Source organism: Xanthomonas sp. NCPPB 2933 (genome assembly GCF_056725225.1).
The window spans coordinates 3,378,880-3,395,680 of sequence record NZ_CM161518.1 but is presented as its reverse complement, the minus strand read 5'-3'; the positions used below and the strand labels follow the sequence as shown (position 1 = coordinate 3,395,680).

Annotated in this window: 12 protein-coding genes and 1 pseudogene; 6 read left to right on the top strand and 7 right to left on the bottom strand. The window is 56.7% G+C overall.

The genetic code is table 11. The features are described from left to right. Positions 1 to 698 precede the first annotated feature (698 nt). The gene (locus AC1PLU_RS13865) at positions 699 to 3,494 is read left to right on the top strand and encodes an RHS repeat domain-containing protein (protein ID WP_481106539.1); all 2,796 of its coding nucleotides are present in this window, start codon (positions 699 to 701) and stop codon (positions 3,492 to 3,494) included. 44 nt (positions 3,495 to 3,538) lie between these two features. Continuing rightward, positions 3,539 to 7,090, top strand: a complete 3,552-nt coding sequence (locus AC1PLU_RS13860; protein ID WP_481106538.1) for an RHS repeat domain-containing protein — start codon at positions 3,539 to 3,541, stop codon at positions 7,088 to 7,090. Positions 7,091 to 7,772: 682 nt separating this feature from the next. Here AC1PLU_RS13860 and AC1PLU_RS13855 read toward each other — a convergent pair. The 3 genes from AC1PLU_RS13855 to AC1PLU_RS13845 are packed head-to-tail and all read right to left on the bottom strand — an operon-like array spanning position 7,773 to position 9,265. Beyond that, positions 7,773 to 8,153, bottom strand: a complete 381-nt coding sequence (locus AC1PLU_RS13855) for a hypothetical protein (RefSeq protein ID WP_481106537.1) — start codon at positions 8,151 to 8,153, stop codon at positions 7,773 to 7,775. Next, a complete protein-coding gene (locus AC1PLU_RS13850; protein WP_481106536.1) occupies positions 8,150 to 8,464 on the bottom strand; it encodes a hypothetical protein in 315 nt (104 codons plus the stop codon). Before AC1PLU_RS13850 ends, AC1PLU_RS13855 begins: the two co-directional genes overlap by 4 nt. 48 nt (positions 8,465 to 8,512) lie before the next feature. Beyond that, complete coding sequence (locus AC1PLU_RS13845) at positions 8,513 to 9,265, bottom strand: hypothetical protein (RefSeq protein ID WP_481106535.1); 753 nt, start codon at positions 9,263 to 9,265, stop codon at positions 8,513 to 8,515. Positions 9,266 to 9,369: 104 nt separating this feature from the next. On the opposite strand from AC1PLU_RS13845, the gene AC1PLU_RS13840 reads away from it, so the two are divergent. Further along, positions 9,370 to 9,693, top strand: a complete 324-nt coding sequence (locus AC1PLU_RS13840) for a helix-turn-helix domain-containing protein (protein ID WP_481106534.1) — start codon at positions 9,370 to 9,372, stop codon at positions 9,691 to 9,693. 45 nt (positions 9,694 to 9,738) lie between these two features. Then, positions 9,739 to 10,779 carry a DUF3800 domain-containing protein gene (locus AC1PLU_RS13835; RefSeq protein ID WP_481106533.1) on the top strand — a complete coding sequence of 347 codons (1,041 nt, stop codon included), beginning with the start codon at positions 9,739 to 9,741 and terminating at the stop codon, positions 10,777 to 10,779. A 38-nt stretch (positions 10,780 to 10,817) separates the two neighbouring features. Here the strand turns inward: AC1PLU_RS13835 and AC1PLU_RS13830 are convergent, their stop codons facing one another. Continuing rightward, positions 10,818 to 11,801, bottom strand: coding sequence for a hypothetical protein (locus tag AC1PLU_RS13830; protein ID WP_481106532.1), 984 nt, complete (start codon positions 11,799 to 11,801; stop codon positions 10,818 to 10,820). A gap of 4 nt (positions 11,802 to 11,805) precedes the next feature. After that, positions 11,806 to 12,064 (bottom strand): annotated as a pseudogene (locus tag AC1PLU_RS13825) (integrase); the annotation flags it as partial. Positions 12,065 to 12,289: 225 nt separating this feature from the next. Between AC1PLU_RS13825 and AC1PLU_RS13820 the strand changes: the two are divergent. Next, the gene (locus tag AC1PLU_RS13820; RefSeq protein WP_481106531.1) at positions 12,290 to 12,559 is read left to right on the top strand and encodes an EexN family lipoprotein; all 270 of its coding nucleotides are present in this window, start codon (positions 12,290 to 12,292) and stop codon (positions 12,557 to 12,559) included. Positions 12,560 to 12,733: 174 nt separating this feature from the next. Here the strand turns inward: AC1PLU_RS13820 and AC1PLU_RS13815 are convergent, their stop codons facing one another. Together AC1PLU_RS13815 and AC1PLU_RS13810 are read right to left on the bottom strand one after the other, a co-directional pair. Then, positions 12,734 to 13,582, bottom strand: coding sequence for a site-specific integrase (locus AC1PLU_RS13815; protein WP_481106530.1), 849 nt, complete (start codon positions 13,580 to 13,582; stop codon positions 12,734 to 12,736). A gap of 179 nt (positions 13,583 to 13,761) precedes the next feature. Then, on the bottom strand, positions 13,762 to 15,159 hold the full coding sequence (locus AC1PLU_RS13810) for a site-specific integrase (protein WP_481106529.1): 1,398 nt from the start codon (positions 15,157 to 15,159) through the stop codon (positions 13,762 to 13,764). Positions 15,160 to 15,807: 648 nt separating this feature from the next. On the opposite strand from AC1PLU_RS13810, the gene AC1PLU_RS13805 reads away from it, so the two are divergent. Continuing rightward, entirely contained in the window at positions 15,808 to 16,551 is a 744-nt protein-coding gene (locus tag AC1PLU_RS13805; RefSeq protein ID WP_481106528.1) for a hypothetical protein, read from the top strand. The last annotated feature ends 250 nt before the right edge of the window (positions 16,552 to 16,801 follow it).

Genomic DNA, 16,801 nt, shown 5'->3' with positions numbered 1-16,801 from the left:
GCAGCACATCTCCTTGTGTTTCTGGGGGACGCACGAACCCTCCAAACACCGGAAAAGGCCGTTGCCTGTTGAGGGAAGCGCGAGTTGACGGAGTTGAAGCAGACAGCTGATGGCAGCCCAGCTGGGCGAGTGGTGGGGTTACGCCGCGCCCCTGTCGCCACGGTGGGTGGCGCGCGGTCATCATTTGTATCTAACAAACGAGCTCTAGCGTCAATCCTTAATTTCTGAAGGTGTGACCAAACGCCCTGAGCCGAGGTTTGCTGGCCGAACTGCGCAACAAGAAAAGCGGCAAGTGCGGCGTATCGTAAACATGTCTATAAGCATCGCCATCTCGCGTCAGATAACCGCTGAAAACAGCGTCAGAATTTTCTGAATCCAGCGTAGGGCTACTGCTCTTAGCGCCATCTTTCGTGAGCTATTCCTCATAACGTCAAGAGCTTGTATTGCTGTCTCCCGGCTCCTGCAGACGCAAGCAAGCAATGGCGGGTAGTTGACATCGAATTGGCGTCGCGCAACCTTAGTTCAGCTGGGGGTATTGGGGAATGACCTCGCGGTCGCGCTTCGCGCACCCTCCGGATTCTTTGAACACGAACACCTGCCAATGGTTTGGCTGGGCATGCGTTGTCATGCCTCGCCTTTGCATGAGCGCGAGTTCGTGGGAGCGATGAGGTCTACCCGGATCTCGGTCAGTCATCAACTTGGAAAATGCTATGGAATCGGGCACGACCTCGCGCCGGACGCGCGCGATTGGACTGGGGCTGGCTGCGTTGGCAGGGATCTTGCCCACAGCAGGATCGGCCGAGAGCGTCTACGACGACTACGGCAAGCTGATTCAGTCCGGGGCTGTGGTCGCAAGTCCAGGTGACAAGCTCTTCGGAGACAACATCAACCTCTATACGGGCTCGATGGAAATCACCCAGACCGACGTCGACTTAAAGGGGAACAATGCTCTGCAAGTCCGGGTAGGGCGTCGGTTCGCGGTGGGTAGTCCGAGCAGGGGGCACTTCAACCTCTGGGACTTGGATATTCCCAACATGCACGGAGTCTTCGCCTTTCCAGGCGGCAACACCGCGCCAGACGGCTGGGCAATAAACGGGACCAGAGACACCGCTTACAACCGGTGCAGCAGCTACAGCGTGCCCCCCGCTGCCCAAAACCAAGGTGGGATCTTTGAGTCGTCCGAGTTCTGGCGCGGCAACTTTCTCTATCGCCCTGGAAGCGGCGATCAGGAACTACTGCGAGCCTCTGCTCAAGCACTTCTTCCAAACGACGGGCGCCGTTACCCCATTGTTTTGAAGGATGGCTCTGCTGTCCGTTGTCTAGCAGCATTGGACGGGGCCAGCGAATCGGGCGTTCGTGGTGAAGGATTTGAGTTGGTTGATACACAAGGCAGTGTGTATGCATTCAATCACATGGTCACGCGCTCCTATCCAGCGCTGGCAAAGTCTTCCCCTGGCCCACAGTCCATTTCTGCAGGTGCTGCAATGAGCACTGCGAGCGTTGGCAACATCGTTCCGATGGTGGCCAACAACTACATCCTGGTTCGCAAGGAGGTGTTGATCTATCCCACGCGAGTGACCGACCGCTTCGGCAACACGGTGGTCTACAACTGGAATCCAGGGGCACCCTGGCAACTGTTGAGCATTGTCGCTAGCGATGGACGCCGCATAGACCTTTCCTATGCCGGGGGAGATGGCACCGTTATTACCTCGATAACCACCGGTGGACGCTCGTGGTCATATGGATACGGTGCGACGGTAGATACGGTGACCTTGCCAGACGGAAGCAGTTGGACACTTAATTTGCTCGAATTGTCTCGTGCGCGCGTAACTTACGGCCAGCCGCCTGGCTGCGACAACATACGCCCTTGGTCGGGTGGCACTAGAGTGGGAAGCATTACTGCTCCCACCGGTGCACGCAGCGATTACACGATCAATTCCATGCTGATGGGACGGTCGTGGGTGCCCAGGGTTTGCAGGAGAGAAGAGGCCTACTCGGACATCCCCTACCAGTTCTATGTCATGGCAGTGACCAGCCGACGCATCACCGGCCCCGGGTTGCCGTCGCAGGGCCTCACCTGGACGTATGACTACGGCACACCAAACAACTGCTGGCAGCCAAGCCCCAACCCAAGCCCCAGCGACCCTGCCAAATACGTCGAGTGCAATGCCGGCTCCCCCATCACTCGAGACATCACAGTTAAGGACCCTGCGGGGCAGAGCACACGTTATCGGTTTGGGAATCGTTATTGGTCCAACGAAGGCTTATTACTCCAGCAGGACTTCGGTTGGAATGGTTCTACAGCCGTTCGCACGCGGATGACCGATTACGCTGCATTTGATGCGGCTCCTTATGCGGCACGGACGATGTATCCGGGTGGCAACTATGGCGATAACACGGTGGCGGCCAGGCAGCGGCCCGTGCGTCAGGTGATCACTATCGACAAGGGCGACCAGTTCGTTTGGCGGATTGCGGACTGCAATGGGCAGCCGTGTTTCGATGAGTTCGCCCGTCCGTTGCGGATCGAACGCTTCAGTCCCTGGCACAGCCGCACTGACGAGACCACGTATTACGACGAACGCGGCGCTTGGGTCTTGGGGCAAACCGCCATTGCTCGCAACATCAATACGGGCATCGCCACCTCTCAGGTTGACTATGGCAGCAATGCGTTGCCCCAGACGGAACGGCGCAATGGGAAGCTGGTTGCAACCTACACCTACAATCCTGATGGCACTCTTTCTCAAGTCAAGGATGGACTAGGGAATGCAACAACATTGTCGAACTGGAAGCGTGGTATCCCGCAATCGGTGAGTTATGCGGATGGAACCGCCAAGGCAGCTTATGTTGACGACAATGGATGGGTGCGCAACACCGCAGATGAAAACAACTTTGGTTATGCGTATGCATACGACGTGATGGGACGCCTGATTTCGACGGCCTACCCGTCAGGCGATAGCGTGTCTTGGAATTCCAGTTCACAGACCTTTGAGAAGGTCGGGAGCGACGAATACGGCATCGGAGCCGGCCATTGGCGGCAGATCGTGACCACCGGGAACGCACAAAAAATTACCTACTTTGACGCCCTGTGGCAGCCGCTGTTGATCCGGGAATACGACGCCGCCAACGTAGCGGGAACCCTGCGAGTCAAGCGCTTCGTCTACGACCACGAAGGACGGGCCGTCTTTGCTTCCTATCCGAGTGGCAACGAGACCGCTAACACCGGAGTCTGGACAGAGTTTGATGTGGTGGGTCGGCCTACTGCGGTATCTCAGGACAGCGAGCAGGGACTGCTGACCACGATCACGCAGTATCTGCCTGGCTCCCAGACTATGGTGACTAACCCGCGCGGTGCCCAGACCCGAACGGGCTATCAGATGTTCGATCAACCCGTCTATGACGCTCCGGTGTGGGTGCTGCTCCCAGAGTCCAGTAGAACCGACATTACCCGCGATATCTTCGGTAAGGCACTCAGGATCGAGCGGGGCGCGCAATGAGCGGGTTCCCAAAAGTAGCGAATCAAGCGTTGGAGAGCGGCAAAATGGATTTTGTTGTTTCATCCAAGCCACTTCGAGTGGTGTGGCGCACCTTCGCTTTGCTCTTAGTGCTCGGGCTTCCCGGCATTGCACAGGCTGCACGCCAGTGTCCTGATGGCTCAACGGCTGGCTCAGCCAATGAATGCCCTACCCCAGTAGAGCCGAAAGAAAACGACTCCAAATACATTGGTGGGTCGGTGCCGACCACGATGGTCGTTGGACAGTCGTATCCGGCAAGCGTTACTTTTCAGAACACTGGCTGGAAGACGTGGACTGCTCAGGAGCTCTATCGTCTTGGCAGCCAAGGTCCGACCGATAATTCGACGTGGGGAACAGGGCGAGTTGCCCTGGCATCAAGTGTCATGTCAGGTGCTAGCACGACCTTTAATTTTACGGTCCGTGCCCCGCTGACGGCTGGGAGCACGCTATTTCAGTGGCGAATGGTTCGGGATGGCGTTGCTTGGTTCGGTGGGCTGGGCTACCCGGTTTACATCAATGTTCTTCCGTCCGTCATCAAGGGAGGCATTGATGGGATTAGCACTGCGGTGATATCCGGTTGGGCATGTTCAACGAACCTGTCTCAACCAGTCGATGTGCATTTTTATCTCGACGGCCCGGGTGGAACGGGAAACTTTATTGGTGCCAAAACAGCGAATCTTCCTAGCGAAGCTGGGGTGGCCGCTGCTTGCGGAACATCAGCGGCAAACTACCGTTTCTCGTTTCCCATCGATGAGAACTTCATTCTCCAAAACGGCGGGAAGGTAATTTTCATCCATGGCATTTCGCCAGTAGGAGCGGCCCACGACACGATCGCGGGTTCTGGAAGCCTACGGGTTCCTGCTATCGATCGTAGTTCGGCATTTGTCAGCCAGTCGGTCCCGGCAACGATGACGGTAGGGCAGTCCTACCCTGTCGAGATGACCTTTCGTAACACCGGTAACGTTACTTGGCGTAGATCGTCCACCTATCGCTTGGGCTCTGCGAACCCGCTGGACAATGGCCGATGGGGGGCGGGCCGCGTGGAGCTGCCCAACGATGTGGCGCCGGGCCAGTCTGTCAGGATTCCGTTCGCAGTGGTTCCGCAAATTTCTGGCGCCCTCAATTTTCAGTGGAAGCTCCTACAGGAAGGCGTGACTTGGTTTGGCGAAGCGAGTCCCAACCAGGTCGTTGCCGTGCAGGCTGTCAACCAGCCGCCGAGCGTTTCGCTTACCGAGCCTGCTAACGGAAAAGTTCTCTACGCGCCGGGCACGGTTACCCTTCGAGCCAACGCCAGTGATCCGGAAGGTGGTCTGGCCAGTGTTTCGTTTTATTCCAACGATGCTTTGGTGGGAACCGTTGGCTCCGCACCGTATCAGGTCACTTTGAACAATCTGGCGGTAGGTAGCTACCGTTTCAAAGCTGTAGCGCGTGACGTGAACGGGCTGACTGCCGAGTCTGGCCAAGTCGCCCTTACGGTAAGGGCTCCTCAGGGTCCGGCCAGGGCGGTCCGTAGCTATGTTTACGACGCCAACCAACAGCTCTGCAAGGTCATCGAACCCGAAAGCGGTTCTACGGTCATGGCCTACGACGCTGCCGGGAATTTGAGCTGGTCAGCCGGCGGTTTGGACCTGCCCAGCACGACCAGTTGTGACCTGGATGCCGCTGCTGCCAGTGGCCGTCAGGTGGTGCGCACCTACGACAGCCGCAGTCGTCTGAAGACCCTGCGGTTCCCTGACAAGAATGGCAACCAGGACTGGTCCTACACTCCGGACGGCCTGCCCGCCCAAGTGACGACGCTAAACGACGGGGGTGGCTCATCGTTCATCAACGTTTACAACTACAACAAGCGTCGGAAACTGACCTCCGAGTCTTCGAGCCAGGCCGGTTGGTTTAATTGGACAATCGGGTATGGATACGATGCGAACGGAGCCCTCGCAAGTCAGAGGTATCCGACTGGGTTAGATGTCAGCTATGCGCCGAATGCCTTAGGGCAGCCGACAGCGGTCCGCGACCATACGGGAGCCTATTACGCGTCTGGGATTAGCTACTACCCCAATGGGGCTGCTCGCCAGTTCAGCTACGGCAATGGTGTGAGTCATTCCCTGGTGCTCAACGCGCGCCAGATGCCTCAGCAAGTGCGGGACAGCAACGTTGCTTCGTTCGAGTATCAATACGATGCCAATAGCAACGTTACGACAATCTATGATCAGCAGAGGGGCGTCGGCTACAACCGCCACATGGGTTATGACGGCCTTGATCGGCTAGTCGAAGCCGGGTCCGGCCGATTTGGCGGCGACTCGTGGAATCGCTACACATACGATGTGTTGGATAACATCCTCACTGCTCAACTGCCTGGGGTGAACGAGAAGAACTATTGGTATGACGCCAAGAACCGTCTGACCAGCGTCTTCAACAATTCCGGGGCAACAACGATCGGGTTGAGCTATGACCCGCAAGGAAACCTGAAGAACAAGAACGGCCAGGTCTACACCTTTGACTATGGGAACCGTCTGCGAGATGTCAGTGGTAAGGAAAGCTACGCCTACGATGCTTACGGTCGCCGCGCCGTAGCGGGTCGCCCAACCACACTGACGCCTCAGGTCTACACCCAGGCGGGTCAGTTGTTCTACACGGAAGCGTCGGGCAAAGGGGGCGTTGAATACCTCTACCTCAACGGCAGCCTGCTCGCCACGCGCAACGCAGGGGCCATCAAGTTCCAGCACACCGATGCGCTGGGCAGCCCTATAGCTGTGACGGACACCGCAGGGCAGATAGTAGAGCGCACCGACTATCAGCCCTACGGCAGCCCTATCGGAAAGACGGTCGATGGCATCGGCTACACCGGTCATGCCATGGATGGTGCGACCGGACTGACCTACATGCAGCAGCGCTACTACGACCAGGACCTTGGGCGGTTCCTGAGCGTGGATCCGGTGGCTGCGGACTCGGTCTTGGCGGCTAACTTCAATCGCTACTGGTATGCGAACAACAATCCGTATCGGTTCACTGACCCGGATGGGCGAGACGGTAGGCTTTTCTGGTCAGCTCCCGATCAAGTGACCTTTACAGTTCCGTGGACGATGACTGGTGTGCCAACATCGAATTTTACGGCTGCTTCTGTCAATGCGCAGATCGCTCAAGATTTCTCTGGAACGACCATGGTAAATGGCGTCAAGGTCACGATGACAGCGCAAGGTGTCTATCAAACAAAAGGGGGCAGAGGCGTCAACGTCGTTAATGTCGTGCCTGATACGGCTAACGTCACTAAAAGTGGACGTTCCGAAACTAACGCTATTGGCGGAAAGAAAGTAACCGTTGGTGCCGGTGGAGCAGATGCGGCAACAACTTTAACGATGTCGCACGAACTTGGCCATGCCGGCGGCGCAGGAGATCAATATGCGGGCGGGGTTGACGCTAGCGGAAATAAGCTTCCGGCCAATGTCGCAGGTCCCGCTAATGTGATGAAGGATCTCTCTGGTCAGCCGGCAAATTCTCAGAGCCTCGGAGAGATCATCAATGCCAAGACCAATGTAAACTCCTGTGATAAAGGCGTAAGCGCAGCGAACGGAGGTTGTTAGTGAACAAATTGTCACTTATCGCAAGCATGGTTGGACTTCTTGGAAGCGGTTTTGCAACCGCTTCGCCTACAACCCAGGCGCCAGCTGCGCCTGCCTCACGGTGCGAGATTCGTTTGTCGGCATGGTGTATTGCGGAAGGGGCTTACGAAATAAACCGACAGTTGGCTAACGACTCCGTTCACGACAGGGTCTGGTCTATGCGAGGGAGATCCAAGCCTGCATCTAAGGTGATTGTTCTCGAGCCCAATGGATGCAAAAGTGGGCCTTCAGATGCGCTGGAGTTGTTGGAATTTGAACAAGGGGTGCCGTGGCAAAATGGTTCTTGGGATCGAATTCAAGTCAAGCTCAAGTCTGATGGGTCCTGCAATCTGACAATCTTGCTGCCTCCTTATGATGGAGACCCCCTGGAATGGGCATTCTCCAGTGGTTTGCCTCTAATTAGGCCTTGCAAGGACGAAAAGTGCGTTGGTGCGGGTGTTGGAGAGCTAAGGTCTCAATTTGAAAAGAGATATCGCGAGCGGCCGCGATCGTAAGATTTCATGGCGGTTTTCTCGACCGAATACGAAGAGGCCCGCAGTGATGCGGGCCTCGCAGTTTCCAGAGCTGATTCCTCTCGGTGACTGGCGTATTAAGCGACTCCTCCATGTTTTGAGTTCTGTGCTGTCAGGCAGGAGCGAGACCTTCAGCTGGTCAACTGCAGCCACAACACAAGCAGCACCATGGGCAGTCCACTCATCACCGAGTAGACCCAAAAAGCTCCCATCACGGTCAGCGGGGTCATCACCCACCACTGACCCCAGCTGAAGCCGTGGTCGCGCCGTCGCGCTGCGTAGGCCTCCTGCGGGTAGAGCCGCTCGGCCTTCCTCAGGCCCCGTCGAGCCATGAGTGGCCCAACGATGAAGCCGAACGGGCCCAGGAAGAGCAGGGACAGCGAATACCACCAGAAGAACCGGTTGTGCGGAGTAGTCACCTTCTTGGGGGCAGCGCGCATGGCGCCGTCTTCGCGGAAGTCGCCGATGGCGCCTGCCGACATTCCCACAATCGAATCGGGTTGGGTCTTCATTTAGCGTAGGCCCTCCAAGTGCCGTCTGCCTTTGCGTAGCGAAGATTTTTACTGACGGGGATGGGCACCTGCCGGCCCTCGATGTTGAGCACGGCCTGGCCACGGGTGTCGCAGCGATAGCCGTCCGCGCCTTCCGCTTCCACGCAGCCGGTTAGTTCGAAGTTCTGGACGTCGGTCACCTGGCCGGCACCGCTGTCTTTCAGCAGCCGGACAAAGGCTTCCTTGGCGTTGTCAGACGAAGGCTTGCCGCCGCAGGCGGTGAGGCCCAGGGCCAAGGTCAGGACGACCAAGGCAATTCGTGCATTTTTCATGTCGTTCCTTTGCTAAGGCGGAAGTAGGGTTGGCGAAGCGGGGGGGCCTTACTTGTCGCGGTTCCCGTCGGGCTTGAACCCCGCGATCCACATCCGTGTGTCCTTGACGGGCGTCAGCAGGCCGCTGGGTCCCGGGTGCAGGTCGGCGGTCTGGATGAAGCCGGCTACCCAAGCGATGCGCAGCGACACGTCCACGGCACGGTCAGCGACGCCAGGGCGGCTCACGTTGACCACGAAGGGCTGAGCTGGTGGGTTAGGGCCGGTCGACCGCTGCGCGCCCGTGTTGGGCCTGCTGGGCGGCACGCGAATGCCGGTCAGGGTGTCCCGGCCCTTCCACAGCGCCGACGTGTTGAGCTCCGCCGTCTCACCCATGTCGTCCGTTTCCGTCACTGCAGCATCGAAACAGGTGCGGAAGGTCTCGACACTCGATGCGGTTGGGCTGGTCCAGATGCGGGCCTCCGCCGTCCAGCAGGGCAGGGATGCCCCCCACTCGGTAAAGGTCAACGCGACTCGGGGCCAGTCCAGGCGCCCCGCCTGGGCAGCCTGGTGGTTGTCGCCCTTGAAGAGGTTGGGCAGCTTCCCGGCGCCACTGACGGGCGTGTAGATCGAGCCGGTCCCCTGACCGCCAGCCTTGCTTGCGGTGTTCGTCTTGATGCCCACCATCTGCTTGCCAGTGTCTGCCAAGCCTTTGCCCAGCTGGCGAAAGAAGCCCGGCTTCTGGTCTTGTGCGTCTTGGGCCTGAGCGACGCCGGCCACGGTCAATGCGAGCAGGGCGGCGCCTGCAATCCTTGCGATCTTCATGAAATCCCCGTCTGTTGGTGGAGGGTGCTACATTTCATGAAGAGTCTGCCATGCAGTGGAGGAGCAAGTCATGCTGTCCGGCCAACTTTTCAACATCCGTTCACGTGCCGAAGGCTTCTCCCCGAGCTCTCTTTGCTGCCCGCCTGAAACAGGCTCGGGAACTGCAAGGCATCCCAAGCCAGCGGGCTTTGGGGGTACTGATGGGGCTCGATAAGAAGTTGGCCAGCAGCCGGGTCAATCGCTACGAGAACGAGACCAGTGGCATCGACTTGGATGGGCTAGGGAAGCTGGCCGAAACATTGGGGGTGCCGATGGCCTACTTAGTCGCCCAAGACAGCGATACGGCTGACGCAATACTGGCTTTGGGAGAAATGACGCCAGAAGACCGGGCAAAGGCCACAGCATGGCTAAAGAAGTTCAAGAGTTAGATATTGTCGGAGCGGCCGTGCCTCTTTTGAACAGGGATCGTTTACATGTTTATTTATGTCGATGAGTCAGGCAGTTTTGTTCCCTCGACCAGTGCTGGGAGCTGGTCTGTAGTTGCTGCCTACGTGGTGCCTGAAATAAGCCGAAAGCAGGTCGAGGGTGCACTTAAGGCACTCAAACGGCGTCTTGGCTGCGGCTATCGTGACGAAGTCAAGCTGAAGGATGTGCCGGAATCGGAATTTAAAGTTTTCTTGGCTCAGCTTTGCGAGTTCGAATCGATCCTCTTCGTTTCAGGAATTGATCTAGGGCATGAGGACACCGAGAGTATCGTTCGCCATCAGGCAGACCAAGTCCAGCGTGTCCGCGTAAATAGGCCCAAGATGCTCTATGAAGAGGGAAGGGCCTTGATAGATGATTTGTCAGGACGGCTTGAGCGGCTTTCCCCTCAGCTGTATGCGCAGTTGGTTGTACAGGTTGATCTACTCGATCAGGTCTTTCGAGCATCCACGCTTTACTATGCTCAAAGATTGCCGGCCACTTTGGGGAGTTTTAGGTGGCGAATAGATGAAAAGAACTCGGCCCGGCCCCTTTTTGAGCAGACGCTGTCTCACATGGCCTCGCCGCTCATTCAAGCTAAATCTTTGGAGGCTCCTGGCATCTTCGTTGAAGAGTTTGACTATTCTTACTTCGAGAAGAATTTCCGCTACGCCGCCGCGGACGTGCCAAGCTACGTTCAAGAAGCTGCTGGGCGACCTATTGAGTCAGCGGTAAACCTGGGGGCCGTGTTCCGCGATTCGAAGTTCGTCCGATCACATGACTTTCCTGGTGTCCAATTAGCTGACCTCTTGGCGTCAGCGTGGCGACGTGCATTAAGGGGAGGGTTTGATGCAAATGATGAGATGGCTTCGCTTCTTGGAAGCCTAACGGTTCAGCGCCAAAAGTCTGATCCGTCTATTCACCTCATCTCGTTGTCGCACGACCAAATCGAAACCGGGACAGCCTACCGTGCAGCATCAATCGCTCGACGTAGCGCAAGATCAATGCTCCTGCCTCGCTCAGCGCTTAGAAGGCACACAAGACGCTATTGATGACATCTACGCTAGAAACGAACTTGAAGCCGGACATGTCAACGGTCGCGCTCCTTTTCGGCAATATGCCTATGATATGAACATATCACCTCATCATATTCGTCCAGTCCAAGGGGCACTGAGCAAACCAAGCACTCTCTAGCCTGATGTTGGTAGCCACAAGCAAGGCACATCTGCTCTTCATAAACGTATGCCTCTTCATCGCACTCGGGGCAGGTGTCCAGTGGATCAGGTCCGCCATCTTTCACGGCCAGAAAGCTTGCTCCGGCAAAGTAATCAGGAAGTATCCGCCCGAGCCACTCTTGATTTGAGCTGCTATGACCACAAGATCTACAAGCCCACTGAGCTTCGAACGGATTCTTGTTTTGACGATCAATCTGTCTGACAAGCTGCGAGCTACACTGGGGGCACCCTTCTTTCTTTACTGCTTCTAAAAGTGCCTCCGGTCCATCCATGTCCTCATAGGATGATCGGCACTCTGCTCGTAGGTGATCTTCAATCTCCTTCTCTTCGACCAGTGAAGCCCACGCGCCCTCATCGATCTCTTCCTGTGGATCGACACCTAAATGCGTCGGCATGAATTGAGAGAGGAACAGCAAGCCATCAGCGAAAGCACCTCGAATCTGACCGACATCCTCAACGTGGTGGTGCTCTACCTTGTTTCGGATGGTAGTGATTTGTCGTAAGAGCTTGGCATCCACATCCACTTTGCATGACTTGAAGCGTTCCAGGATATCGTTGACATCCACTGTCGTATCTCCCGATTTTCCAAAGGCAACATGTCCTTCGTCATCGAGTCGTGGCTTTAGCTGCTTCCAGATCAGTATTTCGTCTTCGGGCGATAAGCGACGAAGCTTCTCTTTGCAGAGGAGTAGGATGCCTGCAGTTAGGTTGCGCACCGCAGAAGAGAGGCGGGGAGGTGAGCCATCATTAAAGTCCTCAACGCCGACTTGAATCGCGTTGAGGGCATTGCGGTAGATTGGATGTTCAGCCATCTCGCCATCCTTCAAAGATTCTTCCATCTCCTCAAGGATAGAACTTGCTGGCGTCGGATAACAATACGTGGAACTGCCCACGCTGGTAGCGCGGCAGCTCCACGTTGGGCTGATACAGCTCCAAAGCGCTGATCTGCTTGCTGCGCGTCACCTGCGGCTTCTCTTGTGGAGGTAGTGCTTGCATAGCACTTGGACGCGGTCCCTTGGATCGGTGCTGTGGCCAGTGACCAGGGCAATTTCTGGAACGCTGGAACGTCGTTGGCATCGAGTTCGGTCGCCAGCAAACGTCGTAAAACTGCGTTCTACCTCGTGTTTTTTTTGGGGGCTTGGTCATCCGATGGGGGATGCGGTTAGGGGGCGGCATTCAACCAGAGGTCTTCCGCTCAAGGTGAGAGGTTGCTTCGTGCGACGTTAGCTGCCGGCCTAGGCTTTCGGGAACTTCTCGTCCTGAGCTGTTGCACTCGTCGGGGCGTAGCGATACGTTGACACATCCGAGTAAGCAGGGAGTGGTAACGATGCAAATTCGTGGATTGCTGACCGCTCTGGTGTGTGGCCTCTCACTGAGCAGCCAAGCACCCGCTGCGACACCGAAGACGGTGACTTACTATGATGAACACGACGGGGAACGGAAGGCCGTTCTGGCTCGGTGTCGCGACAACCCCGGCCAACTCCGGGACACGCCAGATTGCGTCAACGCAGAAAGGGCGGATGCCCAGAAGGACTTGGCTCGCCGTGCGCACTTGGACCTCAAGCCACTCACCGCTGAGGATTTTAAGAAGCCGTGATTGGGGATGACAGGCGAGCCATGACAGGGTAGCCGTGCCTGAGTAACAGTAGACCTATAAACACAAGAGAAGGTCGCTCTTCCTGTGTTCACCATAGTGCAAAACGAATTAGGTAGCACAAGCTGGGGTTCCGCTCCTCTGCGATCTGCTTCGCTTTTTCTGAGGCTGGAAGAGTCACCCGTAACGGGCAGCCCCATGCTTGCGCACAAGCACCTGGTCGCCCATAAAGCGTGGCAAGGTCAGCCCATCACAGGAGATCTTATTCAGCGATTTTTTTAGGCTACTCATCCGACAACTTGGGTAAAAGAACCACGTAAAAGCCGGGAAGTGGCGCTCTGACGCTCGGGCCAACTCCCTTTTATCAGCCCAGCTGATGTCAGCACCCATCAAGCGCTCTCCGAAGGTCTGGCGTAGCGCTGAGAATCCGCTTTTTTTGATGCCATGAGAGCGCAAGTATCGAGCGAACTTGCTCCTAAGCCATGCGGCTGTGTCGGCTGTTCGCTCCCTCTGGCTGGTGGGAAAGAGTTCCCGCCTGTCCTTGCTTTTGATGGCTGCGACGTAGTCCGGAAACCCGGCATCAAGCAACACTTTCGGCACCGGAATTGACCCTGCGCTATGCCTCTGTCGAGTTCGGTATTTGGAGGCAGTGGCGCTTTCCGATTCCGGCGCAGCTCGATTCTTGAGCACGATGCACATCAGCCCAGCGGGTTCGATGATGTCGTCGATAGACAGCGCAGCCGCCTCCGATGCCCGGACACCCATGTAGAGTCCGAGCAAGGGGGCCCAAAAAAGCAGCGGTTCGTTGGCTGCCCATTGATCGTAGACCGGAGATGCGAAAATCGTCGCTAGGTCGCTCTCAGCAAGACGCTGCGGGCGTTGGCGGTGAGATCCGGCATTCATAACAAATGCGGTGCTTGCGGTGCTTGCGGTGCTGCGAGGTGTTCGAAAGGTTACTTTGCCAGGTAGGCGTTGATTGAGGAGAGAGGACAGATGTTCGGCAGTAGGCGTGCTGGTGATGCTCATGATTGAATTCCGGAAGGGTGGGGAAGGAGGGGGAGAAGGGCGTTGAGGTTTGAGCCGGCTGCGTCAGTCGTTTGGCCTACGTCTTCAGTTGCCCAACAACGGGGGTCGAAGCAGGCGACATAGCGGTGGCGACAGCACCGCAACAAGGTTGCAAAACCTGACATCAGGGCAGGGCACGGTCAGGGGTAAAACTTTTGCTTGTCCCGCAACCGCTCCTTGAACTGCCCTCGCTCGTATTTCGGAAGCACCACCGGCGGGTTGAACCGTTGCAGCGCCGCCACTTGGCGGGCCCGCTCTTCGGGGTTCTCTGTGGTTTGATAGAGGTTCAACACAGGGAAGCGGTTGTTCTCGGAGTGCCCCGTAATCGTAGCCACGTCCTCCTGCGGAACCCGGGCATGCTTGAGCTTGGTGGAAAGTGTGTGGCGGAAGGCATGGAAACCAAGCCCTTTTCCAAAGCCTAGCTTCTTGAGGTAGGCGCTGAACTGGATGACCAAGCCTTGACTGTAGCGGGCATTGGTTTCCCCCGACGCCTCGCAGACACCCGCAGAGAGATGGGGAAACAGCCGCGGATGGCCACATGCTTTGATGTCCTTGATGAAGTCGAGAAAGCCGGCATCTAGCACCGCCTGATGGATGGGAATCCGCCGGAGGGCGGAGGCTCCTTTCACTGTCTGGCGTGTCTGGAAGTGTTCGTTGCCTGCCAAATCGTCGTCGACCGTGAGCTGGATAGCGATACACCAAATCCCGTTCTCGTTCACGATGTCGTGGACCTTGAGTTGCGCAATTTCGTTGACACGCGCGCCGCTGTAGAGGGCCAAGATGGGGCACCACCAGCGATGGGGCCATTTCTTTGCCCAAGCGACGAACGCGTCGGGGTCGAAGATCTTCTGAAGTTCTGCTTCCTCCAGGAATCGCTCAGCTTTCTTGCCACGGTTTGGGTCGGTCACCAAGTTCTTCTTGATCTTCCCCATCGCCGTCATGGGGTTTCCAGGAATAGCGCGGGTAGCCACCAAGCGTCGGAAGAAGTTGGTCAGGCAAAGGTTGTGCTTCTTGAGAGTGGCGTGGGACACGCCTTGAACCCCGTTGGCTTGGCCCAGCGCAATCACTTGGTCGACCGTCATCGCGCGCAGTTTGGGATCCTGCAGCAAAGCGGAGGGTGCCCATCGCAAGAGGTCCCACAGGCGCTCAACGTGGGTGTGGTCAATACGGGAAACGGGGATGTCACCGCACGTCAGTAGCAGCAGGTTTAAGGTCCGGGCATAGTCCTTGACGGTGGCGGACTTCAAGTAACGGCGGCGCTGGTGCAATGAGAAGTCTTCGATCTCGATAGACAGGAGGCGACCAGGGCTGCCGGGCGGCAGCAGCTCGGCGTATCGCGTGCCGTGCTTGCCACTCCGGATGCGAGCAGTCTTGCTTAAAACCGTATTGATAAGGTCCTGGGCATTGAACGCGCCCTCACGGTTGGTGATTGTGATCTTTTCAAACGTTACTCGGCCAATCTTGATCCCTTCCAAGACAAGGCCGCCGTTGGGTGTGTCGATGTAACTGCTGATGATGTCGTTAAGTGGGTGAGTCACTGCGTTGCTTCCATTGTTTACAATGGAAGTAGGGATACGACGATCTGCTCAAACGTCAATCGAAATTGAACGGCTTTTTATTTCCTCATGCAAACTCCAGGGACGACCAAGTGGAGTTCTTCCTCGGCCTGCGGATCCGATCTATTTCGTTTGACAAAATCTATACGCAGCAAGGGTTTTAAGGGGGTAGTTGTTCGCGGTTGCGTAGTCAAAACCATACTGTTTAATTTTTTATGGGCGAGGCAGAGGTCCTGGTTTGTTAGCTTGTAATATGTACCATTCTTAAATTACAGGAAATTTTTGTTAGTATTATTTTGAGATACTGAGGGTGATTAAGGAAATTGACTAACATGGATCACTTCGATGGCGTGGTATTGGACTACCTCCGAGCCGACCGCTCGCTGTTCGTCAGTAGCGAGTGCTGCATCTAGCTCAACAAGAGTGCCAACCCGGCCACCGGCGGTCTGCACTGGTATTGCTGAGTAACGGCATGCCGTGCCGGGAACTGGCTTTGAAATTTCTGCTAAAGGTCTCGGTCCCAAGGGCGATTCATGGTCATCATATACGTGCCTCATGGCTGCCAATGGCAGCGTGTGAGAAACGGCGTAATTGGTCATTCCATGCTGTCTAATTCGGTAAGAGGCGCCAATGTCTAATGAAGGTAAATGTCTGAATCACATCTTTCGCGTCGCTTTAGTCCTGGCGATTTGTATAACGCCACCTATCGCTCAGGCAGTTCCGGCTGATGGCATTCCAGCCGGTGATTGGCGGGGAATTCTGCCCACGAGCGAAGCCACAGGCCCGGTTTATGTCCGCTTGAGTGAGCGCGCGGCAGGTAGTAGCAGCCCCCAGGCCGCGGACTTGCGGTTTGGACCCCCCTTCAACTGCACCCTGGAATTGCGGGCACAAAACGATGCCTACACGCTAACGACGCGCAATGGCGGAAAGTTCTGTGATGCGCAGTCTGGTAGACAGGCCCGACTCCAGGTGACGGATGGCACCGTAGAGAGCATAGAGCTAACGTTGCTGGGAAAAGAGCCGCCTCTGGTCGTCACCCTTGACCAGAAAAGGGCAGAGCTGGCTGAAGCCGGACGCTGGCGGATGTGGGGCCGGTTTTCTGCAGAGTTGGACCTTGTGCCAACATCGGTTCAACCGGGTGACGTGATTGGTCGCCTTAGCTATGGAGCCCCGCGGGACTGCCAAGTGCAACTGCGATACGCGGGGCGTGTGTCGGGGGCTCTGACTGCCTGGATCGGCCCTAACGACAGCGGATATTGCCGTCAGCTCAGCGACGGCCAAGCCGCCATGCAGATTCGTCCGGATGGCAGCGCGACGCTTTCAATGTTCGTCAAGGGTCAACGCGACACGCTGCTTTTTGAACGTGTGCCTTGATGCGCGTAGGTATGCGAAGGGCGCAGCCTATCGAATCCGCGAACCATGTTCTTGGAGGATGTCGTGCCCTGGCGCTGCCGGTTTTGGAATCGTGGTGCTTACGAAGACCCGGCCGAGCAATGAGGTGCTCGGCCTCGGCTAGGCCTATGTTTAATTGCGCAAGGGGACGGTGGCGCCCCTGCTCAGAACTTCCAGACAGCCCAAGGTGTTTGGGGCCTATAGGCTACGGAACGCCCGCGGTGTAACCTGA